The following is a 26,030-nucleotide window of genomic DNA, read 5'->3' as shown; positions in this document are numbered from 1 at the left end:
GTTGTTTTTGCCTTCAAGTGGTGGTCAGCTGGAAGTTGTGCGCCACTAGGAGGGCTCACCCCCCACACCTGACGTTGCGGCCAGGTATCAGGAGTTCATGTGACCAGCACAGCGCGCGGACCGGAGTCCGGAGCCCGGGATGCCCACCCGGACCATCTCGGCCATGTCATCTTCATCACGGCAGCCGCAGCGATGGGCGGCTTCCTCTTCGGCTACGACAGTTCCGTGATCAACGGCGCCGTCGAAGCGATCCGTGACCGCTATGACATCGGGTCGGGGACGCTGGCCCAGGTGATCGCCATCGCGCTGATCGGCTGCGCGATCGGCGCCGCCACCGCGGGACGCATCGCCGACAAGATCGGCCGTATCCGCTGCATGCAGATCGCCTCGGTGCTGTTCACCATCAGCGCCGTCGGCTCCGCACTGCCGTTCGCCCTCTGGGACCTCGCCATGTGGCGGATCATCGGCGGCTTCGCGATCGGCATGGCCTCGGTCATCGGCCCGGCCTACATCGCCGAGGTCTCTCCGCCCGCCTACCGAGGCCGCCTCGGCTCCTTCCAGCAGGCCGCCATCGTCATCGGCATCGCGATCTCCCAGCTGGTCAACTACGGCATCCTGCAGATCGCCGACGGCGACCAGCGCGGCGAGATCGCCGGGTTCGAGGCCTGGCAGTGGATGCTCGGCGTGATGGTCGTACCGGCCATCCTGTACGGGCTGCTCTCCTTCGCGATCCCCGAGTCGCCGCGCTTCCTGATCTCGGTCGGCAAGAAGGACCGGGCCCGGAAGATCCTCGAAGAGGTCGAGGGCAAGAACGTCGACCTCGACGCGCGTGTGAACGAGATCGAGACGGCCATGCGCCGTGAGCACAAGTCGAAGTTCAGCGATCTGCTCGGGAGCCGCTTCGGCTTCCTGCCCATCGTCTGGGTCGGTATCGGTCTGTCGATCTTCCAGCAGCTCGTCGGCATCAACGTCGCGTTCTACTACTCGGCGACGCTGTGGCAGTCCGTCGGCATCGACCCGACCGACTCGTTCTTCTACTCGTTCACCACGTCGATCATCAACATCATCGGCACCGTGATCGCCATGGTCCTGGTCGACCGGGTGGGCCGCAGGCCGCTCGCCCTCGTCGGTTCCACCGGTATGGCCATCGCCCTGGCGTTCGAGGCCTGGGCCTTCTCCGCGGACCTGGTCGACGGCAAGCTCCCGACCACGCAGGGAACGGTCGCACTGGTCGCCGCCCACGTCTTCGTGCTCTTCTTCGCGCTGTCGTGGGGTGTCGTCGTCTGGGTCTTCCTCGGCGAGATGTTCCCGAACCGCATCCGCGCCGCCGCCCTCGGTGTCGCCGCGTCGGCGCAGTGGATCGCCAACTGGGCGATCACCGCGAGCTTCCCCAGCCTGTCCGACTGGAACCTGTCGGGCACGTACATCATCTACACCTGCTTCGCCGTGCTCTCCATCCCCTTCGTGCTCAAGTTCGTGAAGGAGACCAAGGGCAAGGCGCTGGAGGAGATGGGCTGATCCCCGCTGCCCCTCTTCTCGACCCGCTGCCCCGGCCCGGCCCACGCCCGGCCGGGGCAGCGTTCTTCGTGCGGAAGCCGTCCGGGCGGCGTCAGAAACGGGCCGGTGCGCGCCCGGTCCCGTCCGCGGGGCGCGGCAGGACTGCGTACAGCCCCGCCGCGACGAGGACCGACGCCGCCCAGTCCAAGCCGTGGCGGCCGGTCCAGGTGGAGGCGAGCGGTCCGGTGAACCACTCCACCTCGGTGAAGAGCAGCCCGGCCACGAGCGCCGCGCCCCAGGCGGCCATGGCGGACCCGCTGTATCCGCCGGCGTACCAGTAGCCGCGGCGGCCCGTGGTGTCCAGAAGCGCCTCGGCGTCGTACGTCCGCCCCCTCAGCAGATCCACGCCGAAGACCCCGATCCAGGCGGAGAAGGTCACGCCCAGCAGGGCGAGGAACGACATGAACGTGCTGATGAAACTCGTCGCGACCATCATCAGCAGCCCGCCGAGCAGCAGGCTGATCGTCGCGTTCACCCCCACGGCCCAGGCACGCGGGACCGCGAATCCGAGGGTCTGGGCGGTGAAGCCGGCCGAGTACATGGACATGGCGTTGATCAGCACCATGCCGAGGACGGCGGTCAGGAGGTACGGCACCGAGATCCACCCCGGCAGGAGCTCGCCGATGAAGGCCACCGGGTCGTTCGTGACGGCCAGCTCGGGCGCCTCCACGGCCAGCAGCGCCCCCATCGTCACCAGCGGCAGCACGGTGACCAGGGCCCCGCACGTGGTCGCCATGACCATCGCCCGGCCGGACGCCGAGCGCGGAAGGTAGCGGGCGAAGTCCGGGGCGGACGGCACCCAGCTGATGCCCCCGGCGGCCAGCGTCCCGATGCCCGCGATCACCCCCGCCGCGGGTCCCGCCGGCCGGTCCAGGACGGACCGCCACGGCGTCGCGCCGATCAGATGGACCAGGACGAGGACGCTCGCGCCGCCGAAGAGGCACACGGAGACGCGGGAGCACGCCCGCAGCGCCCGGATGCCGAGCCCCGACACGAGGAAGCTCGCGGCGACGAAGGCCGTCAGGGTCACCAGGACCAGGGTGTGGGTGATGCGGATGCCGAACAGCAGATCGAGCACGGCCAGCAGCGCGTAGGAGCCCGTGACCGCGTTGGCCGTCTCCCAGCCCCACCGGGCCACCCACAGCACGGCCCCGGGGAAGAGATTGCCGCGCTGTCCGAAAACCGCCCGGGAGAGCGCCATGCCGGGTGCGCCGCCGCGCTTCCCCGCGATCGACACGAGGCCGACCAGTCCGAAGGCGAACGCGGGGGCGAGGAACCCCACGGCCAGCACCTGCCAGAGGTTCAGCCCGTTGAAGACGGTGAGTCCGGCTCCGACGGTCAGCAGCAGCACGGTCATGTTGGCCGTCACCCAGGTGGGGAAGAGGGTGCGGACACGGCCGGTGCGCTCGGCGTCGGGGACGGGATCCAGGCCGCGGTTCTCCACGGGCAGCAGCGTACCTTTACCCCCAAACGTGGCATACCGCCCACGCGTCCCGCTCGCCGTCCCACGGAACCGTGCCCGGACCACGGTGGTGGCCGATACTGGACGCGTTATGGAAATCGTCATCCTTGCTGTAGTCATCGCCCTGGTCGCGGTCGGCCTGATCAGCGGGCTCGTGGTCAGCAGCCGCAAGAAGAAGCAGCTGCCGCCCTCGGCACCGTCGAGCACGCCGACCATCACTCCTCCCGCCGAACCCCATGTCGGCGAGGAAGCCGAGGCGCCGCGCGAGGGAGCGCGGCGCACCATCGAGGACGCCGGTCTCCCCGGTGCCGGGACTCCCGTCGAGGAGACCCCGGTCGTCATCGAGCCGGAGGTCCCCGGGCTCGAGGTCCCCGAGCCCACCGCGGGCCGCCTGGTGCGGCTGCGCGCACGGCTCGCCCGCTCGCAGAACTCCCTGGGCAAGGGGCTGCTCACGCTCCTGTCCCGCGACAACCTCGACGAGGACACCTGGGAGGAGATCGAGGACACCCTCCTCACCGCCGACGTCGGCGTCGCCCCCACGCAGGAGCTGGTGGAGCGGCTCCGTGAGCGGGTCCGCGTCCTCGGCACCCGTACGCCCGAAGAGCTGCGCACGCTGCTGCGCGAGGAGCTCGTCACCCTGCTCGGCCCGGACTTCGACCGCGCCGTGAAGACGGAGGGCGGCGAGGAGACGCCCGGCGTCGTGATGGTCGTCGGGGTCAACGGCACCGGCAAGACGACCACGACGGGCAAGCTCGCCCGGGTGCTCGTCGCCGACGGCCGCAGTGTCGTGCTCGGCGCCGCCGACACCTTCCGTGCCGCCGCCGCCGACCAGCTCCAGACCTGGGGCGAGCGCGTCGGCGCCCGTACGGTGCGCGGGCCCGAGGGCGGCGACCCCGCGTCGATCGCCTTCGACGCGGTGAAGGAGGGCATCGCCGAGGGCGCCGACGTGGTGCTCATCGACACCGCCGGCCGGCTGCACACCAAGACCGGTCTGATGGACGAGCTGGGCAAGGTCAAGCGGGTCGTCGAGAAGCACGGCCCGCTCGACGAGATCCTCCTCGTCCTCGACGCCACGACCGGTCAGAACGGCCTGGTCCAGGCGCGGGTGTTCGCCGAGGTCGTCGACATCACCGGCATCGTCCTCACCAAGCTGGACGGCACGGCGAAGGGCGGCATCGTCATCGCCGTCCAGCGGGAGCTGGGCGTCCCGGTGAAGCTCATCGGCCTCGGTGAGGGACCGGACGACCTGGCTCCGTTCGAGCCGGGCGCCTTCGTCGACGCGCTGATCGGCGACTGACGGACGTACGGCCGTGTGCGCGAAGGGCGGTGGACCCGGAAGGGGTCACCGCCCTTCCGCGTTCACCAGCGGTGGCATATGTAGGCCAGCGTGCCCAGCAGCAGCCTGGCCTGCGGGGGAGTGGCGGCGGCGCCGGGCAGCGGCGGACGCAGCCAGCGGACCGGCCCCAGGCCGCCGAGGTCCGAAGGGGGAGCCGTGATGTAGGCGCCCCGGCCCAGCGCCCGCAGATCCAGATCCGCGTCGTCCCAGCCCATCCGGTAGAGCAGTCCGGGCAGTCCGGCCGCGGCCCCGGGGGCGACGAAGAACTGTGTACGGCCCGTCGGCGTCACCGTCACCGGGCCCAGCGGCAGCCCCATCCGCTCCATCCGCACCAGGGCCCGCCGCCCCGCCACCTCGGGGACGTCGAGGACGTCGAAGGTCCGGCCCACCGGGAGCAGCATCGAGGCACCCGGCACCTCGGCCCAGGTGTCGGCGGCCATGCCGAGCGTGGCGCCGGGCGGCACCTCGCGGGCGAAGTCCAGCGGGTGCGCGCCGGGGGCGGGGCACGCGGAGTCGCCGCACGAGCAGGCCCCGTCCGCGGCGCGCGCGCCCGGAGCCACCGCCCAGCCCCAGAGTCCCGTGTACTCGGCCACCGCGGTCGCCCCGGCCGCCCGGCCGCGCCGCCGCGTGCCGGACCGCATCTCGCGGATTCCGCCGATCGTGAAGCCCATGCCCCCTCCAACGGGTCCGACTCACCGGTGGTTACGACCCGGAGTCGTGGACGTCCTCGGCCGTCGCCGCCGACACCCAGGCGCACGGGGTGGTGACACCGGGGTGCGTGACGCGACTCCCGCGCCCCCGAATGCTTCACTCCGCCCGACTGCTGATCGCGGCCTGTCAAGTCAATCGCGGTCTGCGTCGAACGGGTTCATCCGAAGGGGTGGCGAATGGTGGCGTTTCCGCAACACCCTGGCGGCGGCGGTGATCGTAGGATTACCGTCGGTACCCGAACCTGCAATTGCATGTGCGCGTGGTTATGCCTCGGGCAACCCGGTGATGTGGCCTAGGTGTGCGACACCCGTACAGGCAGCACGGAGGCACGGCATTCTGATAGAGGTTCGCGCGACAGATTTCGGCGGGATGGGGGCGTTCCAGTGAGTGGCAGCGGCGCAGGCGAGGCGAATGCCGGAAAGCGCCCCAACGGGCAATTGGGATCGTGGTTCGTCCGGAGCGGCTGGTCGAAGGGCGAGCTCGCGCGCCAGGTGAACCGGCGGGCCCGCCAGCTCGGCGCCCACCACATCAGCACCGACACCTCCCGGGTGCGCAGATGGCTCGACGGCGAGCAGCCCCGCGAACCGATCCCGCGCATCCTCTCCGAGCTGTTCTCCGAGCGCTTCGGCGCCGTCGTCGCCGTCGAGGACCTCGGACTGCGCGCCGCCCACCAGGCACCCTCCGTCGCCGGGGTCGACCTGCCCTGGGCCGGCCCGCAGACCGTCGCGCTGCTCAGCGAGTTCTCCCGCAGCGACCTCATGCTCGCCCGTCGCGGCTTCCTCGGCAGCTCCCTCGCCCTGGCCGCGGGGCCCACCCTCATCGAGCCGATGCAGCGCTGGCTGGTGCCCGTCGCACCCGGCCGGACCGACCCGGAGCGGCCGGCCGGGCAGAGCCGCCCCTCCAGGCTCTCCGGCCCCGAGCTCGACCTGCTGGAGTCCACCACGGCGATGTTCCGCCAGTGGGACGCCCAGTGCGGCGGCGGCCTGCGCCGCAAGGCCGTCGTCGGCCAGCTCCACGAGGTCACCGACCTGCTCCAGGAACCGCAGCCGGAGGCCACATCCAAGCGGCTGTTCCGCTGCGCGGCCGAACTCGCCGAGCTCGCGGGCTGGATGAGCTACGACGTGGGCCTCCAGCCCACCGCCCAGAAGTACTTCGTGCTCGCCCTGCACGCCTCCAAGGAGGCGGGCGACAAGCCGCTCGGTTCGTACATCCTCTCCAGCATGAGCCGCCAGATGATCCACCTCGGCAGGCCCGACGACGCGCTCGAACTCATCCACCTCGCCCAGTACGGCAGCCGTGACTGCGCCACCGCGCGGACCCAGGCCATGCTGTATGCGATGGAGGCGCGCGCCTACGCGAACATGGGCCAGCCGAGCAAGTGCAAGCGGGCCGTCCGGATGGCCGAGGACACCTTCGTCGACGCCACGCTCGACGACGAGCCCGAGCCCGACTGGATCCGCTTCTTCTCCGACGCCGAACTGCACGGGGAGAACGCCCACTCCTACCGTGACCTGGCCTATGTCGCCGGCCGCAGCCCGACCTACGCCTCGCTGGCCGAGCCCGTCATGGCCCGGGCCGTCGAGCTCTTCGGCGACGACGACGAGCACCAGAGGTCCTACGCGCTCAATCTCATCGGCATGGCCACCGTGCATCTCCTCAAGCGCGAGCCGGAGCAGTCGACCGTGCTGGCCACCCAGGCCCTGCGCGTCGCCAAGAAGGTCAGGTCGGAGCGCGTCAACACCAGGCTCCGCAAGACCGTCGACACCGCTGCCAGGGACTTCGGCGACATCTCCGAGGTCGCCGTGCTCACCGACCTGCTCACCCAGCAGCTCCCGGAGACCGCCGAAGCGGTCTGACCGGCATTCCCGCCACCGGCCACGACAGCCGCCCCGTACCACCCGACCGGCTCCCCCATCGCCAGGTCAGCGGGTCGCTGTCGTGGCCGGTTCACGTCCACGGGCGTTCAACCCCGCCGTATGCGGCGCAGGCAGCATGGTAGGCAGCACACCGGCTCCGACACTCCTGGTTCATTGGGACGTAACACGCGCAGCGCCTTCGTCACTGCGGTGAAACATCGTGCGGCATTCGTGGAAACCGCGCTGCGCGAATCTCATGGCGCATAACCGGCCCGCACCTTTTCACCGTGGTCCCGCACCCCCGCACGTGGCCGCACCGACGACGAGGAGACGCCGATGCCCCCAGGCATCACGACGCTTGCCGCAGACGCCCCGCAGCTGTCTGCCGCCAACACAGGGTTCATGCTCATCTGCTCCGCGCTGGTGATGCTCATGACCCCGGGTCTGGCCTTCTTCTACGGAGGCATGGTCCGCGTCAAGAGCACCCTGAACATGCTGATGATGAGCTTCATCAGCCTCGGGATCGTCACGGTCCTGTGGGTGCTCTACGGATTCAGCCTCGCCTTCGGCACCGACGTCGGCTCCGTCATCGGCTGGAGCTCGGACTTCGTCGGCCTCAGCGGCATCGGCGTCACCGAACTCTGGGACGGCTACACCATCCCGGTGTACGTCTTCGCCGTCTTCCAGCTGATGTTCGCGATCCTGACCCCGGCCCTGATCAGCGGTGCGCTCGCCGACCGCGTCAAGTTCACCTCCTGGGCCCTGTTCATCACGCTCTGGGTCACCGTCGTCTACTTCCCGGTCGCGCACTGGGTCTGGGGCGCCGGCGGCTGGCTCTTCGAGCTGGGTGTCATCGACTTCGCCGGTGGTACGGCCGTCCACATCAACGCGGGTGCCGCCGCCCTCGGCGTGATCCTCGTCATCGGCAAGCGCGTCGGCTTCAAGAAGGACCCGATGCGGCCGCACAGCCTGCCGCTCGTCATGCTCGGTGCCGCCCTCCTGTGGTTCGGCTGGTTCGGCTTCAACGCCGGTTCGTGGCTGGGCAACGACGACGGCGTCGGGGCCGTCATGTTCGTCAACACGCAGGTCGCCACCGGTGCCGCGGTCCTCGGCTGGCTCGCCTACGAGAAGATCCGCCACGGCTCCTTCACCACCCTCGGTGCCGCGTCCGGCGCCGTCGCCGGTCTCGTCGCCATCACCCCCGCGGGCGGTGCGGTCAGCCCCCTCGGCGCCATCGCCATCGGTGTCATCGCCGGTGTCCTCTGCGCCATGGCCGTCGGCCTCAAGTACAAGTTCGGCTACGACGACTCCCTGGACGTCGTCGGCGTCCACCTCGTCGGCGGTATCCTCGGCTCCCTCCTCGTCGGCTTCTTCGCCACCGGTGGTGTGCAGTCCGACGCCGCGGGCCTCTTCTACGGCGGCGGTCTCGACCAGCTCGGCAAGCAGGCCGTCGGTGTCTTCGCGGTCCTCGCCTACTCCCTGGTCGTCTCCGCGGCCCTGGCCTTCATCCTCGACAAGACGGTCGGGATGCGGGTCAGCGAGGACGACGAGGTCTCCGGCATCGACCAGGTCGAACACGCCGAGACGGCGTACGACTTCAGCGGCGCCGGCGGCGGCGCGGCCACCCGCACCACCCCGCCGGCCCCCGGCACGACGGCAGCCCCGACGAACAAGAAGGTGGACGCATGAAGCTCATCACCGCAGTCGTGAAGCCGCACAGGCTGGACGAGATCAAGGAGGCCCTCCAGGCCTTCGGCGTCCAGGGCCTCACGGTCACGGAGGCCAGCGGGTACGGGCGTCAGCGCGGACACACCGAGGTCTACCGTGGAGCCGAGTACACCGTCGACCTGGTGCCGAAGATCCGCATCGAGGTACTCGTCGAGGACGAGGACGCCGAACAGCTCATCGACGTGGTCGTCAAGGCCGCCCGTACGGGCAAGATCGGTGACGGCAAGGTCTGGAGCGTCCCGGTCGACACCGCGATCCGCGTACGGACCGGTGAACGCGGCCCGGACGCACTCTGACCGACGGTCCCTGTGAACGGAAAGGCAGCTGGGTGACGAGCACCGAAGTGACCACCGAATCCGAGGACTCGGGACCCAGCGGCTACGCGGCGGCCCGGCTGCGTCTTCTCCAGGAGGAGACGCGGTCCGGGCCGCCGCGCCGTGCCGCCCTGGCCCGGCTCACCGACGACTGGCTCACCGCGCTGTTCGCGGCCGCCGCCGAGGAGTCGGGCGTACGCGGCGCCGCCCTCGTCGCCGTCGGCGGATACGGCCGGGGCGAGCTCTCCCCGCGCAGCGACCTCGACCTGCTGCTCCTGCACGACGGCAACGCCGACGCGGGCGCCGTGGCCACCCTCGCGGACCGGATCTGGTACCCCGTCTGGGACCTCGGCCTCGCCCTCGACCACTCCGTACGCACCCCCGCCGAAGCCCGCAGGACCGCGGGTGAGGACCTCAAGGTCCAGCTCGGACTGCTCGACGCGCGCCCCGTCGCCGGAGACCTCGGCCTCGTCGCCGGACTGCGTACCGCGGTCCTCGCCGACTGGCGCAACCAGGCGCCCAAGCGCCTCCCGGCCCTCGACGAACTCTGCCGCGAGCGGGCCGAGCGCATGGGCGAGCTCCAGTTCCTCCTGGAACCCGACCTCAAGGAGGCCCGCGGGGGCCTCCGCGACGCCACCGCCCTGCGCGCCGTCGCCGCCTCCTGGGTGGCCGACGCACCCCGCGAAGGGCTCGCCGAGGCCCGGCGCACCCTCCTAGACGCCCGCGACGCCCTGCACCTGACCACCGGCCGGGCCACCGACCGCCTCGCCCTCCAGGAGCAGGACCAGGTCGCCGGCTCCCTCGGCCTCCTCGACTCCGACGCCCTGCTGCGCCAGGTGTACGAAGCCGCCCGCACCGTCTCGTACGCCACCGACGTCACCTGGCGCGAGGTCAACCGCGTCCTGCGCGCCCGCTCCGCACGGCCACGGCTGCGGTCGATCCTCGGCGGCGGCGCCAAGGCCGCTCCGGAGCGCACGCCCCTCGCCGAAGGCGTCGTCGAGGCCGACGGCGAGGTGGTGCTCGCCCGCACCGCCCGCCCGGAACGCGACCCCGTGCTCACCCTCCGGGCCGCCGCCGCGGCGGCCGAGGCGGGACTGCCGCTCTCCCGCCACCTCGTACGCCATCTGCGGACCGCGGTCCAGCCACTGCCCGTGCCGTGGCCGTCCCAGGCCCGAGAGGAGCTCGTCACCCTGCTCGGCGCCGGCGAATCCACCGTCGGCGTCTGGGAGGCCCTCGAAGCGGAAGGCATCATCACCCGCCTGCTGCCCGACTGGGAACGCGTCCACTGCCGCCCGCAGCGCAACCCCGTCCACACCTGGACCGTCGACCGGCACCTCGTCGAGACGGCCGTACGCGCCGCCTCGCTCACCCGACGTGTCGGTCGCCCCGACCTTCTCCTGATCGCCGCGCTCCTCCACGACATCGGCAAGGGCTGGCCAGGGGACCACTCCGTCGCGGGCGAGGTCATCGCCCGCGACATGGCCGCCCGTATCGGCTTCGACAAGCAGGACGTGGCCGTCGTCGCCACCCTCGTACGCCACCACCTGCTCCTCGTCGAGACCGCCACCCGACGCGATCTCGACGACCCCGCGACCGTGCGCTCCGTCGCCGACGCCGTGGGCAGCGCCTCCACCCTGGAGCTGCTGCACGCCCTCACCGAGGCCGACGCCCTCGCCACCGGCCCCGCGGCCTGGAGCTCCTGGCGGGCCTCGCTCGTCACCGACCTGGTCAAGCGGGTCGCCGCGCTGCTCGCGGGCGAGGAGCCTCCCGAGCCGGAACCGCTCGCGCCCAGCGCCGAGCAGGAGCGCCTGGCCGTGGAGGCCCTGCGCACCGGCGAGCCCGTCCTCTCCCTGCACACCCGGCCCGAACCGGCAGCGGAGGACGGCGAGCCCGAGCCCGTCGGCGTCGAGCTCCTCATCGCGCTGCCCGACCGGCCCGGGGTGCTGCCCGCCGCGGCCGGAGTCCTGGCCCTGCACCGCCTCACCGTCCGCGCCGCCGACCTGCGCGCCGTGGAGCTCCCGACCGAGCTCGGCGAATCGGCCGACCTGCTGGTGCTCAGCTGGCGGGTCGCGGCCGAGTACGGCTCGCTCCCGCAGGCCGCCCGGCTCCGGGCCGACCTCGTGCGCGCCCTGGACGGCTCCCTGGACATCCGGGCCCGGCTGGCCGAGCGCGAGGCCGCCTATCCGCGGCGGCGCGGGGTCAAGGCGCCACCGCCCCGGGTGACCGTGGCGGCGGCCGGCTCACGCCTGGCCACCGTGATAGAGGTCCGCGCCCAGGACGCCCCCGGGCTGCTGCACCGGATCGGCAGGGCGCTGGAGCAGAGCGAGGTGCGGGTGCGCAGCGCCCATGTCTCCACGCTCGGGGCCAATGCCGTGGACGCCTTCTACGTCACGGACACCGACGGCGAACCGCTGACGCCGCAGCGGGCGGCCGAGGTGGCCGGGGAGGTCGAGAAGGAGCTGGGCTGACCCCCCGCGCCGGCCCTCGTTCGTCACGAAAACGGGCGAGGGCTTTGCGTTCTCCGGGGTCCGGATACCCTGGAGGGCGACTGACCTGCCCCGCCCCCGACCCTGAGGACCGACGAGCGCCGTGTTCGATACTCTCTCCGACCGCCTTAGCGCGACTTTCAAAAACCTCAGGGGCAAGGGCCGCTTGTCCGAGGCGGACATCGACGCCACGGCTCGCGAGATCCGGATCGCGCTGCTGGAGGCGGATGTCGCCCTCCCCGTCGTCCGCGCGTTCATCGCCAACGTCAAGGAGCGGGCGCGCGGCGTCGAGGTCTCCCAGGCGCTGAACCCGGCCCAGCAGGTCGTCAAGATCGTCAACGAGGAGCTCGTCGGCATCCTCGGCGGCGAGACCCGGCGGCTCAGGTTCGCCAAGAACCCGCCCACCGTGATCATGCTCGCGGGTCTCCAGGGTGCCGGTAAGACGACCCTCGCCGGAAAGCTCGGCCTCTGGCTCAAGGGCCAGGGCCACTCCCCGCTGCTCGTCGCCTGTGACCTCCAGCGCCCCAACGCCGTCAACCAGCTGAGCGTCGTCGCCGACCGCGCGGGCGTCGCGGTCTACGCCCCGGAGCCGGGCAACGGCGTCGGTGACCCGGTCCAGGTCGCCAAGGACTCCATCGAGTTCGCCAAGTCCAAGGTCCACGACATCGTCATCGTCGACACCGCCGGCCGCCTCGGCATCGACGAGGAGCTGATGCGCCAGGCCGCGGACATCCGCGACGCCGTCAGCCCCGACGAGATCCTCTTCGTCGTCGACGCGATGATCGGTCAGGACGCGGTCAACACCGCCGAGGCCTTCCGTGACGGCGTCGGCTTCGACGGCGTGGTGCTCTCCAAGCTCGACGGTGACGCCCGTGGTGGCGCGGCCCTGTCGATCGCCCATGTCACGGGCAAGCAGATCATGTTCGCGTCGAACGGTGAGAAGCTCGAGGACTTCGACGCCTTCCACCCCGACCGCATGGCGTCCCGCATCCTCGACATGGGTGACCTCCTCACCCTGATCGAGCAGGCGGAGAAGACCTTCAGCCAGGAAGAGGCCGCCAAAATGGCCTCCAAGCTGGCGTCGAGCAAGGGCAAGGACTTCACGCTCGACGACTTCCTGGCGCAGATGGAGCAGGTCCGGAAGATGGGCTCCATCTCCAAGCTGCTCGGGATGCTGCCGGGCATGGGGCAGATCAAGGACCAGATCAACAACATCGACGAGCGCGACGTCGACCGCACCGCCGCGATCATCAGGTCGATGACCCCGAAGGAGCGCGCCGAGCCGACGATCATCAACGGCTCCCGCCGGGCCCGTATCGCCAAGGGTTCCGGTGTCGAGGTCTCCGCCGTGAAGAGCCTGGTCGAGCGGTTCTTCGAGGCCCGCAAGATGATGTCGAAGATGGCCCAGGGCGGCGGCATGCCCGGGATGCCGGGGATGCCCGGCATGGGCGGCGGCGCCGGCCGTCAGAAGAAGCAGGTCAAGCAGGCCAAGGGCAAGCGCAAGAGCGGCAACCCGATGAAGCGCAAGGCCGAGGAGCAGGCCGCGGCCGCCCGCCGCGAGCAGGCGGCCCAGGGCGGCGCGTTCGGTCTGCCCGCCCAGGAGGACAAGAACTTCGAACTCCCCGACGAGTTCAAGAAGTTCATGGGCTGACCGCCCGGACACACGCGAAGGGGCACCCCGCACGAGCGGGGTGCCCCTTCGCGTCGCCGGTGGTCGCCGTCAGGCCACGCACACCAGGTAGCGGAAGACGTTCGGCATCCACACCGTGCCGTCCGGCCGCAGATGCGGATGCAGGGCCTCCGCGACCTCCTTCTCCACCTGGACGCGGTCGGTCGCCCGCACCGCCGCGTCGAACAGCCCGGTCGACAGCAGCCCGCGCACCGCGCTGTCCACGTCCGCGTAACCGAACGGGCAGGACACCCGGCCCGAGCCGTCCGGCTTCAGCCCGGCCCGCGCCGCGACATCCTCCAGCTCGTCCCGCAGCGCCGGCCGCCATCCGCTCACGGAGCGCGGGGCGCGGGCGGACCCGGTCAGCCGCGCCGCCACCTGGAGCACGGGAGCCGTGGCACACCGCTCCGGCGGCCCCCAGCCGGCCAGCACCACCGTGGCGCCCCGCACGGCCAGCGGCACGGCGGAGGCCAGCGCGGGCGCGAGCCCCTCGGAGTCACCGGCGGCGCAGCCGACCGGCTGGAAGGCGGTCAGAAGGTTGTACGGCGCACCGTCCGGCACGGCCGACGGAAGGTCCTCCACGAGCCTCGCCCGTGGTTCCGGGCGGCCCGGGACGGGCTCCTGCCCCGGAGCGGGCGCGAGGCGCTCACGGGCCAGGGCGAGACGGTCACGGTCGCTGTCGACGCCGGTGACCCGCGCCCCGCGCGAGGCCGCGATCAGCAGCGCCAGCCCGGAACCGCAGCCGAGCGAGAGCATCCGCGTCCCGGCCCCGACTTCGAGGCGCTCGTACACCGCCTCGTAGAGCGGCGCCAGCATGCGCTCCTGGATCTCGGCCCAGTCACGAGCACGGGTACCGGTGTCCACCGGGGCGGACGAATCCGCGTACCTGTGGTGCCGGACGAGCGTAGGTGTCATGGAATGCGCCCCAATCCGCCGTGAGGTCGGTCGTGCCCGAGTGAGGTCCCCCATGTCTGTGTGCTGTGTATGCGCGCCCACAGCCTCCGTATGTCAGAGAACTCCGCATCGGCGGTCCCGTCCAGGGGTCGGACGGGGTGGGATGGCATTGCTTGCGTGCTCCGGCCGTGCGCCCCGGCGCCGCGTGGTGCGGGCGGACACCGGCAGCAGCGCGCCCGCTGCTCGCTTCCTCACAGTCTTACCCGACACGCGGGGCGCAGCACGTCGAGCGCTCCCCGCCCCCTCGGCCCCCTCGGCGCACCGGTCGCTCCGTGCCGGGTAATGTCGCCCGCGCGGCCCTTGTCGGCACCGGGGCGTACGCGTTGCTACGTACCACCTTGGTGCGAGCTGTGAGCCTTCTCCGCTGATCTGCGCACCCGCCCTCGTCCGGACGCATCAACGGCAACTGACTGGTACGTGCAAATTATTTGGGATGCCCCGGAATAGGAACACCGGAGCACTCAGGCTCGTTGTCACGACGTGAGCACGACACCACCTGTACTTGCCGCAGAGCTGGCACAGGCGTGGGCCGACATTCAGCGGTACCACCCCGAGCTGCCCGATCTTGCCGCGCCAGAGTCCCTGATCGGAGAGTCCTCGTCCGCCTGTGGCGCCGAGCTCTCCTTCGAACGGCTGCTCCATGAGGCAGTCCACGGCATCGCGGCCGCGAGAGGTGTCCGGGACACTTCTCGCGCCGGCCGCTACCACAACCGACGCTTCCTCGCGATCGCCGAGGAGCTGGGCCTCGACCATGCCGAGGAGCCCCACCCCAGCAGCGGATTCTCGTTGGTGACGCTGAATCCCGAGGCCAAACGCAGATACCGCCCGACGACGGAACGGCTGCAGCGTGCGCTCAAGGCGCACACCGTCGCCACCGCCGCCGACACCAAGCGCTCGTTCCGCGGCCCCGCGGCGCGGCACGGATCGTCCGGGGGAGGGGTGCGGGTCAAGGCCGTCTGCGACTGCGGGCGCAACGTCCGCGTCGTCCCGTCGGTCCTCGCCCAGGCGCCGATCGTCTGCGGCGGGTGCGGAAAGCCGTTCCGTATCCCGGAAGCGGCGGTCGCGGTGGGGTGACCCGGCGCGGTGTGGCACAATGGACAGCTGTACTCGACAGTCGCATAGGACCCCTCTCTCCTCCGGCTGACGCGTCCATCGGGCACCCGAGTACCGCAACCCCACGTGGCATCTTTTGTGCCCAACCACGTCAGAGACCAGGAGACACCACTTCCGTGGCAGTCAAGATCAAGCTGAAGCGTCTGGGCAAGATCCGTTCGCCTCACTACCGCATCGTCGTCGCCGACTCCCGTACCCGCCGTGACGGCCGGGCCATCGAGGAGATCGGCCTGTACCACCCGGTGCAGAACCCCTCGCGCATCGAGGTCAACGCAGAGCGCGCGCAGTACTGGCTGTCCGTCGGCGCCCAGCCGACCGAGCCCGTCCTCGCGATCCTGAAGCTCACCGGTGACTGGCAGGCCCACAAGGGCCTTCCGGCCCCGGCGCCGCTCCTGCAGCCGGAGCCCAAGGCTGACAAGCGCGCCCTGTTCGAGGCCCTGGCCACGGACGGTGACGAGGCCAAGGGTGAGGCCATCACCCAGAAGGCCAAGAAGTCGGACAAGAAGGCGGACGAGGCGGCTGACGCTGCGTCCACCGAGTCGACCGAGGCCTGAGCATGCTCGAGGAGGCTCTTGAGCACCTCGTGAAGGGCATCGTCGACAACCCCGACGATGTGCAGGTCGCCTCGCGTGACCTGCGCCGTGGGCGCGTCCTGGAGGTCCGGGTCCACCCGGACGACCTCGGCAAGGTGATCGGCCGCAACGGCCGCACCGCGCGCGCCCTGCGTACCGTCGTGGGTGCCATCGGCGGACGTGGAATCCGTGTCGACCTCGTCGATGTGGACCAGGTTCGCTGAAAGAGTTGAACACCGGCCGGGGCCGGGGAGGGCTTTCGAGCCGTCCCCGGCCTTTGTCGTCGGTACATGACCGCCTCCTCAGTAGAAGATCATCGGGAGAAGTAGCGTGGAGTTGGTAGTTGCGCGGATCGGTCGCGCCCACGGCATCAAGGGCGAGGTCACCGTCGAGGTGCGCACCGACGAGCCCGAGCTCCGGCTCGGGCCCGGGGCCGTGCTGTCCACGGAGCCCGCCCACGTGGGGCCGCTGACGATCGAGACCGGCCGGGTGCACAGCGGAAGGCTGCTGCTCCGGTTCGAGGGCGTACGGGACCGCACGGCGGCCGAGGCGCTGCGCAACACCCTGCTGATCGCCGAGGTGGACCCGGCGGAACTGCCCGAGGACCCCGAGGAGTTCTACGACCACCAGCTGATGGACCTCGACGTCGTCCTCGCAGACGGCACGGAGATCGGCCGGATCACCGAGATCACGCACCTGCCGTCCCAGGACCTCTTCATCGTGGAGCGTCCGGACGGCAGCGAGGTGATGATCCCGTTCGTCGAGGAGATCGTCACCGAGATCGACCTGGAGGAGCAGCGGGCCGTCATCACGCCGCCGCCGGGTCTGATCGACGAGAGCGAGGCCGTCATCGCCTCCACGCGCGACGCCGGGGAGGACGCCCCGGCCGGGGACGCCGGCGGCGAGTCCGGGAAGGGCGAGGCCTGATGCGGCTCGACGTCGTCACGATCTTCCCCGAGTACCTCGAACCGCTGAACGTCTCGCTCGTCGGCAAGGCGCGGGCCCGCGGCAGCCTCGACGTACAGGTGCACGACCTGCGGTCCTGGACCCACGACCGGCACAACACGGTGGACGACACCCCCTACGGCGGCGGTCCCGGCATGGTCATGAAGACCGGGCCCTGGGGCGAGGCGCTCGACGACGTGCTGGCCGACGGCTACGAGGCGGGGGCGCACTCCCCGGTGCTCGTGGTGCCCACGCCCAGCGGCAGGCCCTTCACCCAGGAACTGGCCGTGGAGCTCTCGGAGCGGCCGTGGCTGGTCTTCACGCCCGCCCGGTACGAGGGCATCGACCGCCGGGTGATGGACGAGTACACGACCCGGATGCCGGTCATCGAGGTCTCCATCGGCGACTACGTCCTGGCCGGCGGCGAGGCGGCCGTCCTGGTGATCACGGAGGCGGTGGCCCGGCTGCTGCCCGGAGTCCTCGGCAACGCCGAATCGCACCGGGACGACTCCTTCGCGCCCGGAGCCATGGCCGACCTGCTCGAAGGGCCGGTCTACACGAAGCCCCCGGAGTGGCGCGGGAGGGGCATCCCCGATGTGCTGCTCAGCGGACATCACGGCCGGATCGCACGCTGGCGCAGGGACGAGGCGTTCCGTCGTACGGCGCTCAACAGGCCCGATCTGATCGAGCGTTGCGAGGCGTCCGGCTTCGACAAGAAGGACCGCGAGATCCTCTCCATCCTCGGCTGGTCCCCGGAGCCCGGCGGACGATTTTGGCGCAGGCCCGAGGCCGTGGAAGAATAGGCGCGCTGTACGTCCGGCGTGCGCCCCTGCCACAGGGGGAAAGACGCCCGCCCGATGTGATCAGCATCCGAACTTCACTCTCTCCCGTCGATGACCTGTGGCATCGGCGAAGAAAGCAGACAACATGGCTTCCCTGCTCGATGGCGTCAACGCCGCCTCGCTCCGTACCGACCTCCCGGCGTTCCGCCCCGGTGACACGGTCAACGTCCACGTGCGCGTGATCGAGGGCAACCGCTCCCGTATCCAGCAGTTCAAGGGCATCGTCATCCGCCGCCAGGGCTCGGGCGTCAGCGAGACCTTCACGGTCCGCAAGGTCTCCTTCAGCGTCGGCGTCGAGCGCACCTTCCCGGTGCACAGCCCGATCTTCGAGAAGATCGAGCTCGTCACCCGCGGTGACGTCCGTCGCGCCAAGCTGTACTTCCTCCGTGAGCTCCGCGGCAAGGCCGCGAAGATCAAGGAGAAGCGCGACCGCTGATTCCCCTCCGGCGTCCACAGCGCGGCCGGATAGGATTCGGCCCCGATGGACACGGAAGCACAGCACATGGAGCGCGATCGTTCCTCCGGCCCCGCAGACGGGACGGAGGAGGGGTCGCGCTTCACGCATGTTCCGGACCGGCCGGCCACCTCGATGTCATGGGGCCGGGCCGTCTTCACGGGCATGCTCTGCACGGTCGCCCTGCTGCTCTTCAGCTCCTTCGTGCTGCAGCCCTTCCTCATCCCCAGTGGCTCGATGGAGCCCACGCTGAGGGTCGGGGACCGGGTCCTCGTCAACAAACTGGCGTACCGTTTCGGCTCGGAGCCGGTCCGCGGCGACGTGGTGGTCTTCGACGGCACCGGCTCCTTCGTGCAGGAGACGTCCGGGGGGAACGCCCTGGGCGCGCTGGTGCGCGGGGCGGCGGCTTCCCTGGGACTGGCCGAACCCGCCGGGTCCGACTTCGTGAAGCGGGTGGTGGGCGTGGGGGGCGACCGGGTGGTCTGCTGCGACAAGCGGGGGAGGCTCGAGGTGAACGGCGCTCCGGTGGACGAGGAGTACCTGCGCCCGGGCGACCGTCCGTCCGACGTGGCCTTCGACATCGTGGTGCCCGAGGGCACCCTCTGGATGATGGGCGACCACCGGAGCAACTCGCGCGACTCCCGTGACCACCTGGGGCAGCCCGGGGGAGGCATGGTGCCCGTCGAGCGGGTGGTCGGACGGGTGGACTGGCTCGGCTGGCCGCTCGGCAGGATCGGTTCCCTGGAGAGGACCACCGCCTTCGCGGGCATACGGCCGGCGGGCGCCGACCATGGGTAACCGGGGCCGTAAGCGGGGAGAACCGGAGACGGGCCCGCCGCTGCCCACCGGGTCGAGGCCGGTCACCGCGCGCTCGCTGCCCACCCGCGCGGAGCGCCGCCGGCTCGCCCGCAAGGTGAAGCGCCGCAGGCGCAGTTCCGCGATCAAGGAGATACCCCTCCTGGTCCTCGTGGCCCTGCTGATCGCGCTGGTGCTCAAGACCTTTCTCGTACAGGCCTTCGTGATCCCCTCGGGGTCGATGGAACAGACCATCCGGATAGGCGACCGGGTGCTGGTGGACAAGCTGACCCCGTGGTTCGGCTCGGAGCCGCAGCGCGGTGACGTCGTCGTCTTCAAGGACCCGGGCGGCTGGCTCCAGCAGGAGAAGACCGCCACCGAGGACCCGCCGGCCGGGATCAAACAGGTCAAGGAACTGCTGACCTTCATCGGGCTGCTCCCCTCCGAGGACGAGCAGGATCTGATCAAGCGCGTGGTGGCCGTCGGCGGCGACACCGTGAAGTGCTGCGGTGCCGACGGAAGGATCACGGTCAACGGCGTCGCGCTCGACGAGCCGTACCTGAATCCCGGCGATGTGCCATCCACTCTCACATTCGAGGTAAAGGTTCCCCAGGGCCGGATCTTCGTGATGGGCGACCACCGCTCGAATTCCGCGGACTCGCGCTTCCATCTCGACAAGCCGGGGAAGGGCACGGTCTCGGAGGACGAGGTCGTGGGACGGGCCGTCGTGATCGCCTGGCCCTTCGGTCACTGGCGCAGGCTGGAGGAGCCCGGGACGTACGCCTCGGTCCCCGACGGGCGCGCCGGGACGACGGCCGCGCCGAGCCCGTCGAATAGTGTGTCCTCCCAGGATCGCAACGGAATGGTCCTGCTCCCGACCCCTGCGGAACTCCCGCTCGTTATGGGAGTGGTGGGCCTGCGCCGGATCGGGCGCGGGCGGTGGCACGGAGTGAGGAGTGGATGTGGGGGATTTGGCGGTCGGCGCACGATCCGGACACGACGAGCCCGAGGACCGGCCCGTGGGCGACGGGGTCCCGGGGGAGGCGGAGAGTGACGGCCATTCCGCGGACGGCGGGAGCACGGCGGTGAAGAAGCCGCGCTCCTTCTGGAAGGAACTGCCGCTGCTCATCGGCATCGCGCTCATCCTGGCGCTGCTGATCAAGACGTTCCTGGTACAGGCGTTCTCGATCCCCTCGGACTCCATGCAGAACACGCTGCAGCGGGGCGACCGGGTGCTGGTCGACAAGCTGACCCCGTGGTTCGGCTCGGAGCCGGAGCGCGGCGAGGTCGTGGTCTTCCACGACCCGGGCGGCTGGCTGGAGGACACCGCGACGCCCGAGCCGAACGCGGTGCAGAAGTTCCTGAGCTTCATCGGGCTGATGCCGTCGGCCGAGGAGAAGGACCTGATCAAGAGGGTCATCGCGATCGGCGGTGACACCGTCGAGTGCAAGAAGAACGGGCCGGTCACGGTCAACGGCAAGGCGCTGGACGACAAGTCCTTCATCTTCGAGGGCAACAGCGCCTGCGACGACGAGCCGTTCGGACCGATCCATGTGCCCGAGGGCCGGATCTGGGTGATGGGTGACCACCGGCAGAACTCGCTGGACTCCCGCTACCACCAGGAGCTGCCCGGGCAGGGCACGGTGTCCACGGACGAGGTCGTCGGCCGGGCCATCGTCATCGCCTGGCCCGTCAACCGCTGGGCGACCCTGCCGGTGCCGAGCACGTTCGACCAGCCCGGCCTGAACGCGGCGGCGTCCGCGGCGGTGCCCGGAGCACTGGGTGTAGCCGGTGCGCTGCCCCTCGTGTTCTGGCGTCGGCGCAGGCTGACCGCTGGGCGTACCGCCGGGTAGGGTGCCGACTCGGATCAGCGATTGTCGATCTCCGATGGGGGAGCGCTGGGATGAGTGGATCAGGACGTACGGGTGACGGCCGGGGCCGGCTCGGCAGTGTGCTGTCGAACCTGGCCGTGGCCGTCGGCTGTGTGCTCTTTCTCGGCTGCTTCGCCTGGGGAGCGGTGGTGTACAGGCCGTACACCGTGCCGACCGACTCGATGACCCCGACGATCAACGCCGGGGACCGGGTGCTCGCCGAGCGGATCGAGGGCGGCGAGGTCCGCCGCGGCGACGTGGTCGTCTTCACCGACTCGACGTGGGGCGACGTGCCGATGGTGAAGCGGGTCGTCGGCGTGGGGGGCGACAGGATCGCCTGCTGCGACAAGGACGGCCGGCTCACCGTCAACGGCGAACCCATTGAAGAACCGTATCTCCGGGCGGACGGCGCCTCCTCGCTCGTCGGGCCGGACGGGAAGGCCCCGGCCTCCCCGCAGAACTTCACGGCCGAGGTGCCCGAGGGGCAGCTCTTCCTTCTCGGCGACGAGCGCAACACGTCCATGGACTCCCGAGTCCATCTGGAGGACCCGGGTCAGGGCTCGGTCCCGCGCAGTGCCGTCCAGGCCAGGGTGGACGCCGTGGCCTGGCCCATGAACGGAATGATCGGCAGGCCCGAGGCCTTCGCGGCGCTGCCCGGCGGGGTGTCGTCCAGCGGCCCGTTGCCGCTCCAGCTCGGCGGTGTCGTGGTGGGCGTGGTGCTGATCCTGGGCGGTGCCGCCTACGGCCCGCTCGCCGCCCGCTCCGCGCGCGGTACCAAACGGCCGAAGGCGTCCGCCGGTGCCCGCTGAGATCCGCAGGGTCGCCCGCGTGGTGCTCCTGGACCCGGACGACCGGATTCTCCTGCTGCACGGTTTCGAGCCGGACGACCCCGCCGAGAGCTGGTGGTTCACCCCGGGCGGCGGCCTGGAGGGCGACGAGACCCGGGAGGAGGCCGCCCTGCGTGAGCTCGTCGAGGAGACCGGGATCACGGACGTGTCGCTCGGCCCGCTGCTGTGGACGAGGATCTGCTCCTTCCCGTTCGACGGGCGGCGCTGGGACCAGGACGAGTGGTACTTCCTGGCGCGTACGTCGCAGACCGCCACCGACCAGAAGGGCCTGACCGAGCTGGAGCTGCGCAGCGTCGCCGGTCTGAGGTGGTGGACTTCCGCCGAACTTCTCGCCACGCGTGAGACGGTGTATCCGACCAGGCTCGCCGGGCTGCTGCGCACGCTGCTCGACGAGGGTCCCCCGAGTGTTCCGCTGGTTCTCGCCCCCGAAATCGTCTAATCGGCCAGGGGCGCGTGGGGCTGACGCACAATAGGGGGACGCACGGCTGAAGGGGAACATGCCATGAGCGCCGAGGACCTCGAGAAGTACGAGACCGAGATGGAGCTGAAGCTCTACCGGGAGTACCGCGATGTCGTCGGTCTGTTCAAATATGTGATCGAGACCGAACGGCGCTTCTACCTCACCAACGACTACGAGATGCAGGTGCACTCGGTCCAGGGTGAGGTCTTTTTCGAGGTTTCCATGGCGGACGCATGGGTCTGGGACATGTACAGGCCCGCTCGGTTCGTCAAGCAGGTCCGGGTGCTGACGTTCAAGGACGTGAACATCGAGGAGCTCAACAAGAGCGACCTCGAACTTCCGGGCGGCTGATCCCGCGCAGGCCCCGCGATATCCCGGTTCACTCGTCCGAGTGGCCGGGATATTCACAATCACCCGGTTTTCCACCAAGATCCAACAGATCCGGCGGGGCGCGTCAGAGTCGGTGCCGGAGGTGGTGCCGAATGAACGCACGGGGGGCACTCGGGCGGTACGGCGAGGATCTGGCGGCGCGGCTGCTGACCGAGGCCGGAATGACCGTCCTGGAGCGCAACTGGCGGTGTCGCGCGGGAGAGATCGACATCGTGGCGAGGGACGGCGACGCGGTCGTCGTCTGCGAGGTGAAGGCCCGCAGGGCGGGCTGCTTCGAGCATCCGATGGAGGCCGTCACACCGGTCAAGGCCGACCGGCTGCGAAGGCTCGCGGAGATCTGGCTCGACCGGCACGGCGGGCCGCCGCCGGGCGGGGTCCGGATCGATCTGGTCGGGGTGATCCTGCCGAGGCGCGGCGCCCCGGTCACCGAGCATGTGCGGGGCGTGGCCTGATGGGGTTCGCGCGTGCGTGCTCGGTGGCGCTGGTCGGCGTCGAGGGTGTGGTGGTCGAGGTCCAGGCCGATCTGGAGCCGGGGGTCGCGGCGTTCACGCTGGTCGGCCTCCCGGACAAGAGCCTGGTGGAGAGCAGGGACCGGGTCAGGGCCGCGGTCGTCAATTCCGGCGCGGAGTGGCCGCAGAAGAAGCTCACCGTGGGGCTGTCGCCCGCCTCCGTGCCGAAGGGCGGATCGGGTTTCGACCTCGCTGTCGCCAGCGCGGTCCTCGGTGCGGCGGAGCGGATCGACCCGGCCGCCATCGCCGATGTGGTGATGATCGGCGAGCTCGGCCTCGACGGCAGGGTGCGCCCGGTGCGCGGGGTGCTGCCGGCGGTGCTGGCGGCGGCCGAGGCGGGGTACCGCCATGTCGTCGTCCCGGAGCAGACCGCGGGGGAGGCCGCCCTGGTGCCGGGGATCTCCGTCCTCGGCGTGCGGAGCCTGCGACAGCTGATCGCGATCCTCGGCGACGAACCGGTGCCCGACGAGCCCGTCGCCGAGCCGGGCCGTCCCGACACGATGCTGGCCGGACTGCTGGTGCCGGGAGCGGGCATCGGCACGGGCCTGGCCGCGCACGCCGCGGACGGCGCGGGGCACCGACCCGACCTGGCGGATGTCGCGGGCCAGGCCAGGGCCCGCCACGCCCTGGAGGTGGCCGCGGCCGGAGGGCACCATCTGCTGCTCTCCGGGCCGCCCGGGGCGGGGAAGACCATGCTGGCCGAGCGGATCACGGCGATCCTGCCGCCGCTGAGCCGGCAGGAGTCGCTCGAAGTGACGGCGGTGCACTCGGTCGCGGGCATCCTTCCGCCGGGTGAACCACTGATCAGCAGGGCTCCCTACTGCGCACCGCACCACTCGGCGACGATGCAGTCGCTGGTCGGCGGCGGAAACGGCCTGCCCAGGCCGGGGGCGGTGTCCCTGGCGCACCGGGGTGTGCTCTTCCTGGACGAGGCTCCCGAGTTCTCCGGGCGGGCGCTCGACGCCCTGCGCCAGCCCCTGGAGTCCGGACACGTGGTGGTGGCGCGTGCGGCCGGGGTCGTCCGGCTGCCCGCGCGATTCCTGATGGTGCTGGCCGCGAACCCCTGTCCCTGCGGCAGGCACACCCTGGCCGGAGCGGGCTGCGAGTGCCCGCCGTCCGCGGTGCGGCGCTATCAGGCGCGGCTCTCGGGCCCCCTGCTCGACCGGGTCGATCTGCGGGTCGAGGTGGAGCCGGTCGGACGGGCCGACCTGATGGGCCGCGGCGGGCGCGGGGAGTCCTCGGCGGAGGTGGCCGCCCGGGTGCGGGAAGCCAGGGAGCGGGCCGCCGCACGGCTCGCGGGCACCCCCTGGAGCACCAACAGCGAGGTGCCGGGGCACGAGCTGCGGACGAGGCTGGTGGCGGCGCCCGGCGCGCTCATGGCGGCCGAGCGGGACATGGAGCGGGGTGTCCTCACGGCCCGGGGCCTGGACAGGGTCCTGCGGGTGGCGTGGACCGTGGCCGATCTGAGAGCAGCCGACCGGCCGGACGCCTCCGACATCGCGGTGGCGCTGGAACTGCGCACCGGCATCCAGCGCGGGGTGCCGATGCGGGCCGGTGCCTCGTGAACGGCCTGCCGGCCGCAGGTGCGGACGGCTTCGCGGCCGCGGCGGCGAACGGCCTCCCGGCAGCTGGTGCCGGCGGCTTCGCGGCGGCCGGTGCGAGCGGTGTCACGGCTGAAGGTGCCGGCGGCTTCGCGGACACCGGTGCGAGCGGTTTCCCGGCTGCCGGGGTTGACGGCCCCGCGCCGGCGGCCGGTGGCGACGGCCTTCCGGGCGGCGGCGACCACCAGGACCGGCTGGCGCGAGCGGCGCTCGCCCGGGTGTTCGAACCGGGCGACGAGCGGGGAGGCCGCTGGCTCCGCGAGTTCGGGGCGGCCGAAGTGTTCCGGCGTCTCACCGGTACGGAAGGGGTGGCCCGGACACTCGCGGGGATGACCGAGGCGCGGCTCGGCGGCTATCGCCTACGGGCCGCGGGCGTGGATCCCCGCAAGGATCTGGCGGACATGGCCGCGCTCGGGGGGCGCTTCGTCTGCCCCGGAGACCAGGAATGGCCGACCCAGCTCGACGACCTGGGTGACGCACGCCCGGTCGGGCTCTGGGTGCGCGGCAGACGCGATCTGCGCCTCTGGGCCCTGCGTTCGGTCGCCGTCGTGGGCGCGCGGGCCTGCACACCGTACGGGGCGCACATGGCCGCGGCACTCGGCGCGGGGCTGGCCGAGCTGGGCTGGGTGGTGGTCTCGGGCGCGGCGTTCGGTGTGGACGGCGCCGCACACCGGGGGGCGCTGGCCGCGGGAGGGGCGACGATGGCGGTGCTGGCCTGCGGGGTGGACGTGGCCTACCCCCGGGGCCACGCCGAGCTGATCGGGCGCATCGCGGAACAGGGCCTGGTCATGGGGGAACTGCCACCCTCGGAGCACCCCACACGCAGCAGGTTCGTCCTCCGCAACAGGGTGATCGCGGCACTCACCCGGGGCACCGTGGTGGTGGAGGCGGAGTACCGCAGCGGCTCGCTGGTCACCGCGAGGAGCGCGCAGCGGCTGGGCCGCTTCACGATGGGGGTGCCCGGCCCGGCGACCAGCGGTCTTTCGGCGGGAGTCCACGAACTCCTGCGGGGCGAGGGCGTCCTGGTGACCGACGCCGCCGAGATCTCGGAGCTGATCGGCGAGATCGGCGACCTCGCCCCGGTGGGACGTGGCCCGGTCCTGCCCAGGGACCAGCTCGACCCCGTCTCCGCACGGGTCCTCGACGCGCTGCCCAGGAGGGGTGTGAGGGACGGCCGTGACGTGGCCCGGAGCGCGGGGACCTCGACGGACGAAGCGCTCGGACGTCTGTACGAGCTGTACTCACTGGGGTTCGTCGAACGCGAAGGCGACGGATGGAAGTTGACGAGTGGACCGACTTGCAATGGTGACGCGCGGCGAGGCGTTACTTGACCCGGAGCATTCGGGTGAAAAGGTAATGCCGATGACCTCGGAATTACCTCCTCAGGCCTCGGGGCCCGCTGTGCGTGGTGACGGATCCGCCGTCGGACCGTCTCCGCCGGCGGGTGAAGACCGGCGCAATCGCATCGCACGGTTCCCTCGTCCAGCGCGCACCGCAACGCCGCAGTCACGCTACGCTCACAAGGAATCCGCCCCAGAGACACGTCCCAGAAGCTCA

At 71.1% G+C, this 26,030-nt stretch carries 25 protein-coding genes; 22 read left to right on the top strand and 3 right to left on the bottom strand.

The features are described from left to right. Positions 1-99 precede the first annotated feature (99 nt). Positions 100-1,518 (top strand): sugar porter family MFS transporter, encoded by a 1,419-nt coding sequence (locus ACWCQM_RS00590; RefSeq protein ID WP_450913218.1) that lies wholly within the window; start codon positions 100-102, stop codon positions 1,516-1,518. Between the two features lie 91 nt (positions 1,519-1,609). Here ACWCQM_RS00590 and ACWCQM_RS00585 read toward each other — a convergent pair whose 3' ends face one another. Next, positions 1,610-3,001: a purine-cytosine permease family protein gene (locus tag ACWCQM_RS00585; RefSeq protein WP_450913217.1), complete on the bottom strand. Its 1,392-nt coding sequence runs from the start codon at positions 2,999-3,001 to the stop codon at positions 1,610-1,612. Between the two features lie 109 nt (positions 3,002-3,110). Here ACWCQM_RS00585 and ftsY point away from each other — a divergent pair, with 109 nt between their 5' ends. After that, on the top strand, positions 3,111-4,316 hold the full coding sequence (ftsY, locus tag ACWCQM_RS00580; protein WP_450913216.1) for a signal recognition particle-docking protein FtsY: 1,206 nt from the start codon (positions 3,111-3,113) through the stop codon (positions 4,314-4,316). A 62-nt stretch (positions 4,317-4,378) separates the two neighbouring features. On the opposite strand, the gene ACWCQM_RS00575 is transcribed toward ftsY, so the two are convergent. Then, on the bottom strand, positions 4,379-5,026 hold the full coding sequence (locus ACWCQM_RS00575) for a bifunctional DNA primase/polymerase (RefSeq protein WP_450913215.1): 648 nt from the start codon (positions 5,024-5,026) through the stop codon (positions 4,379-4,381). A gap of 423 nt (positions 5,027-5,449) precedes the next feature. Here ACWCQM_RS00575 and nsdA point away from each other — a divergent pair, with 423 nt between their 5' ends. From nsdA to ffh, 5 genes are all read left to right on the top strand, one after another. Beyond that, positions 5,450-6,922, top strand: coding sequence for a transcriptional repressor NsdA (gene nsdA / locus ACWCQM_RS00570; protein WP_450913214.1), 1,473 nt, complete (start codon positions 5,450-5,452; stop codon positions 6,920-6,922). A 336-nt stretch (positions 6,923-7,258) separates the two neighbouring features. Next, positions 7,259-8,611: an ammonium transporter gene (locus ACWCQM_RS00565; RefSeq protein WP_450913213.1), complete on the top strand. Its 1,353-nt coding sequence runs from the start codon at positions 7,259-7,261 to the stop codon at positions 8,609-8,611. Then, the gene (locus ACWCQM_RS00560) at positions 8,608-8,946 is read left to right on the top strand and encodes a P-II family nitrogen regulator (RefSeq protein WP_033304048.1); all 339 of its coding nucleotides are present in this window, start codon (positions 8,608-8,610) and stop codon (positions 8,944-8,946) included. Before ACWCQM_RS00565 ends, ACWCQM_RS00560 begins: the two co-directional genes overlap by 4 nt. 32 nt (positions 8,947-8,978) lie before the next feature. Then, positions 8,979-11,432, top strand: a complete 2,454-nt coding sequence (locus ACWCQM_RS00555; RefSeq protein ID WP_450913212.1) for a [protein-PII] uridylyltransferase — start codon at positions 8,979-8,981, stop codon at positions 11,430-11,432. A gap of 121 nt (positions 11,433-11,553) precedes the next feature. Next, a complete protein-coding gene (gene ffh, locus ACWCQM_RS00550; protein WP_450913211.1) occupies positions 11,554-13,101 on the top strand; it encodes a signal recognition particle protein in 1,548 nt (515 codons plus the stop codon). Between the two features lie 69 nt (positions 13,102-13,170). Here ffh and ACWCQM_RS00545 read toward each other — a convergent pair whose 3' ends face one another. Continuing rightward, positions 13,171-14,034, bottom strand: coding sequence for a methyltransferase domain-containing protein (locus ACWCQM_RS00545; protein ID WP_450913210.1), 864 nt, complete (start codon positions 14,032-14,034; stop codon positions 13,171-13,173). A 519-nt stretch (positions 14,035-14,553) separates the two neighbouring features. Here ACWCQM_RS00545 and ACWCQM_RS00540 point away from each other — a divergent pair. The 15 genes from ACWCQM_RS00540 (at position 14,554) to dprA (ending at position 25,804) form a co-directional block, all read left to right on the top strand. Beyond that, positions 14,554-15,147 (top strand): hypothetical protein, encoded by a 594-nt coding sequence (locus ACWCQM_RS00540; protein WP_003965961.1) that lies wholly within the window; start codon positions 14,554-14,556, stop codon positions 15,145-15,147. Positions 15,148-15,302: 155 nt separating this feature from the next. Then, positions 15,303-15,740 carry a 30S ribosomal protein S16 gene (gene rpsP / locus ACWCQM_RS00535; RefSeq protein ID WP_073745735.1) on the top strand — a complete coding sequence of 146 codons (438 nt, stop codon included), beginning with the start codon at positions 15,303-15,305 and terminating at the stop codon, positions 15,738-15,740. 2 nt (positions 15,741-15,742) lie between these two features. Further along, positions 15,743-15,982 carry an RNA-binding protein gene (locus tag ACWCQM_RS00530; RefSeq protein WP_014153811.1) on the top strand — a complete coding sequence of 80 codons (240 nt, stop codon included), beginning with the start codon at positions 15,743-15,745 and terminating at the stop codon, positions 15,980-15,982. 106 nt (positions 15,983-16,088) lie between these two features. Then, positions 16,089-16,685 carry a ribosome maturation factor RimM gene (gene rimM, locus ACWCQM_RS00525; protein WP_450913209.1) on the top strand — a complete coding sequence of 199 codons (597 nt, stop codon included), beginning with the start codon at positions 16,089-16,091 and terminating at the stop codon, positions 16,683-16,685. Further along, on the top strand, positions 16,685-17,506 hold the full coding sequence (gene trmD / locus ACWCQM_RS00520) for a tRNA (guanosine(37)-N1)-methyltransferase TrmD (protein ID WP_267079994.1): 822 nt from the start codon (positions 16,685-16,687) through the stop codon (positions 17,504-17,506). The genes rimM and trmD overlap by 1 nt, the downstream gene beginning before the upstream one ends. A gap of 124 nt (positions 17,507-17,630) precedes the next feature. Further along, positions 17,631-17,981, top strand: a complete 351-nt coding sequence (rplS, locus tag ACWCQM_RS00515; RefSeq protein ID WP_014048592.1) for a 50S ribosomal protein L19 — start codon at positions 17,631-17,633, stop codon at positions 17,979-17,981. 45 nt (positions 17,982-18,026) lie between these two features. Next, positions 18,027-18,797 (top strand): signal peptidase I, encoded by a 771-nt coding sequence (lepB, locus tag ACWCQM_RS00510; RefSeq protein WP_450913208.1) that lies wholly within the window; start codon positions 18,027-18,029, stop codon positions 18,795-18,797. Further along, a complete protein-coding gene (gene lepB, locus ACWCQM_RS00505; protein ID WP_450913207.1) occupies positions 18,790-19,848 on the top strand; it encodes a signal peptidase I in 1,059 nt (352 codons plus the stop codon). Before lepB (ACWCQM_RS00510) ends, lepB (ACWCQM_RS00505) begins: the two co-directional genes overlap by 8 nt. After that, entirely contained in the window at positions 19,766-20,647 is an 882-nt protein-coding gene (gene lepB, locus ACWCQM_RS00500) for a signal peptidase I (protein ID WP_450913625.1), read from the top strand. Before lepB (ACWCQM_RS00505) ends, lepB (ACWCQM_RS00500) begins: the two co-directional genes overlap by 83 nt. Before the next feature lie 50 nt (positions 20,648-20,697). Then, positions 20,698-21,474 carry a signal peptidase I gene (gene lepB, locus ACWCQM_RS00495; protein ID WP_450913206.1) on the top strand — a complete coding sequence of 259 codons (777 nt, stop codon included), beginning with the start codon at positions 20,698-20,700 and terminating at the stop codon, positions 21,472-21,474. Next, positions 21,464-21,952 carry an NUDIX hydrolase gene (locus tag ACWCQM_RS00490; RefSeq protein WP_450913205.1) on the top strand — a complete coding sequence of 163 codons (489 nt, stop codon included), beginning with the start codon at positions 21,464-21,466 and terminating at the stop codon, positions 21,950-21,952. Before lepB (ACWCQM_RS00495) ends, ACWCQM_RS00490 begins: the two co-directional genes overlap by 11 nt. Before the next feature lie 63 nt (positions 21,953-22,015). Next, the gene (locus tag ACWCQM_RS00485) at positions 22,016-22,324 is read left to right on the top strand and encodes a DUF2469 domain-containing protein (protein WP_003965949.1); all 309 of its coding nucleotides are present in this window, start codon (positions 22,016-22,018) and stop codon (positions 22,322-22,324) included. Positions 22,325-22,455: 131 nt separating this feature from the next. Further along, positions 22,456-22,815: a YraN family protein gene (locus ACWCQM_RS00480; protein WP_073745751.1), complete on the top strand. Its 360-nt coding sequence runs from the start codon at positions 22,456-22,458 to the stop codon at positions 22,813-22,815. Continuing rightward, positions 22,815-24,437, top strand: coding sequence for a YifB family Mg chelatase-like AAA ATPase (locus tag ACWCQM_RS00475; RefSeq protein ID WP_450913204.1), 1,623 nt, complete (start codon positions 22,815-22,817; stop codon positions 24,435-24,437). Before ACWCQM_RS00480 ends, ACWCQM_RS00475 begins: the two co-directional genes overlap by 1 nt. A 230-nt stretch (positions 24,438-24,667) precedes the next feature. Beyond that, on the top strand, positions 24,668-25,804 hold the full coding sequence (dprA, locus tag ACWCQM_RS00470) for a DNA-processing protein DprA (protein WP_450913624.1): 1,137 nt from the start codon (positions 24,668-24,670) through the stop codon (positions 25,802-25,804). The last annotated feature ends 226 nt before the right edge of the window (positions 25,805-26,030 follow it).

This window comes from Streptomyces sp. NPDC002125 (genome assembly GCF_053593715.1).
This window is presented reverse-complemented; position numbering and strand designations above follow the sequence as displayed.

Excerpts from the sequence above, each read along its gene's own strand:
- trmD (WP_267079994.1), top strand. The coding sequence starts at position 16,685 with ATGCGGCTCGACGTCGTCACGATCTTCCCCGAGTACCTCGAACCGCTG.
- ACWCQM_RS00475 (WP_450913204.1), top strand. The coding sequence starts at position 22,815 with ATGGGGTTCGCGCGTGCGTGCTCGGTGGCGCTGGTCGGCGTCGAGGGT.
- ACWCQM_RS00545 (WP_450913210.1), bottom strand. The coding sequence starts at position 14,034 with ATGACACCTACGCTCGTCCGGCACCACAGGTACGCGGATTCGTCCGCC.
- ftsY (WP_450913216.1), top strand. The coding sequence starts at position 3,111 with ATGGAAATCGTCATCCTTGCTGTAGTCATCGCCCTGGTCGCGGTCGGC.
- ACWCQM_RS00480 (WP_073745751.1), top strand. The coding sequence starts at position 22,456 with ATGAACGCACGGGGGGCACTCGGGCGGTACGGCGAGGATCTGGCGGCG.
- lepB (WP_450913208.1), top strand. The coding sequence starts at position 18,027 with ATGGACACGGAAGCACAGCACATGGAGCGCGATCGTTCCTCCGGCCCC.
- ACWCQM_RS00485 (WP_003965949.1), top strand. The coding sequence starts at position 22,016 with ATGAGCGCCGAGGACCTCGAGAAGTACGAGACCGAGATGGAGCTGAAG.
- ACWCQM_RS00530 (WP_014153811.1), top strand. The coding sequence starts at position 15,743 with ATGCTCGAGGAGGCTCTTGAGCACCTCGTGAAGGGCATCGTCGACAAC.
- ACWCQM_RS00560 (WP_033304048.1), top strand. The coding sequence starts at position 8,608 with ATGAAGCTCATCACCGCAGTCGTGAAGCCGCACAGGCTGGACGAGATC.
- rplS (WP_014048592.1), top strand. The coding sequence starts at position 17,631 with ATGGCTTCCCTGCTCGATGGCGTCAACGCCGCCTCGCTCCGTACCGAC.
- lepB (WP_450913207.1), top strand. The coding sequence starts at position 18,790 with ATGGGTAACCGGGGCCGTAAGCGGGGAGAACCGGAGACGGGCCCGCCG.
- ACWCQM_RS00565 (WP_450913213.1), top strand. The coding sequence starts at position 7,259 with ATGCCCCCAGGCATCACGACGCTTGCCGCAGACGCCCCGCAGCTGTCT.
- ACWCQM_RS00575 (WP_450913215.1), bottom strand. The coding sequence starts at position 5,026 with ATGGGCTTCACGATCGGCGGAATCCGCGAGATGCGGTCCGGCACGCGG.
- lepB (WP_450913206.1), top strand. The coding sequence starts at position 20,698 with ATGAGTGGATCAGGACGTACGGGTGACGGCCGGGGCCGGCTCGGCAGT.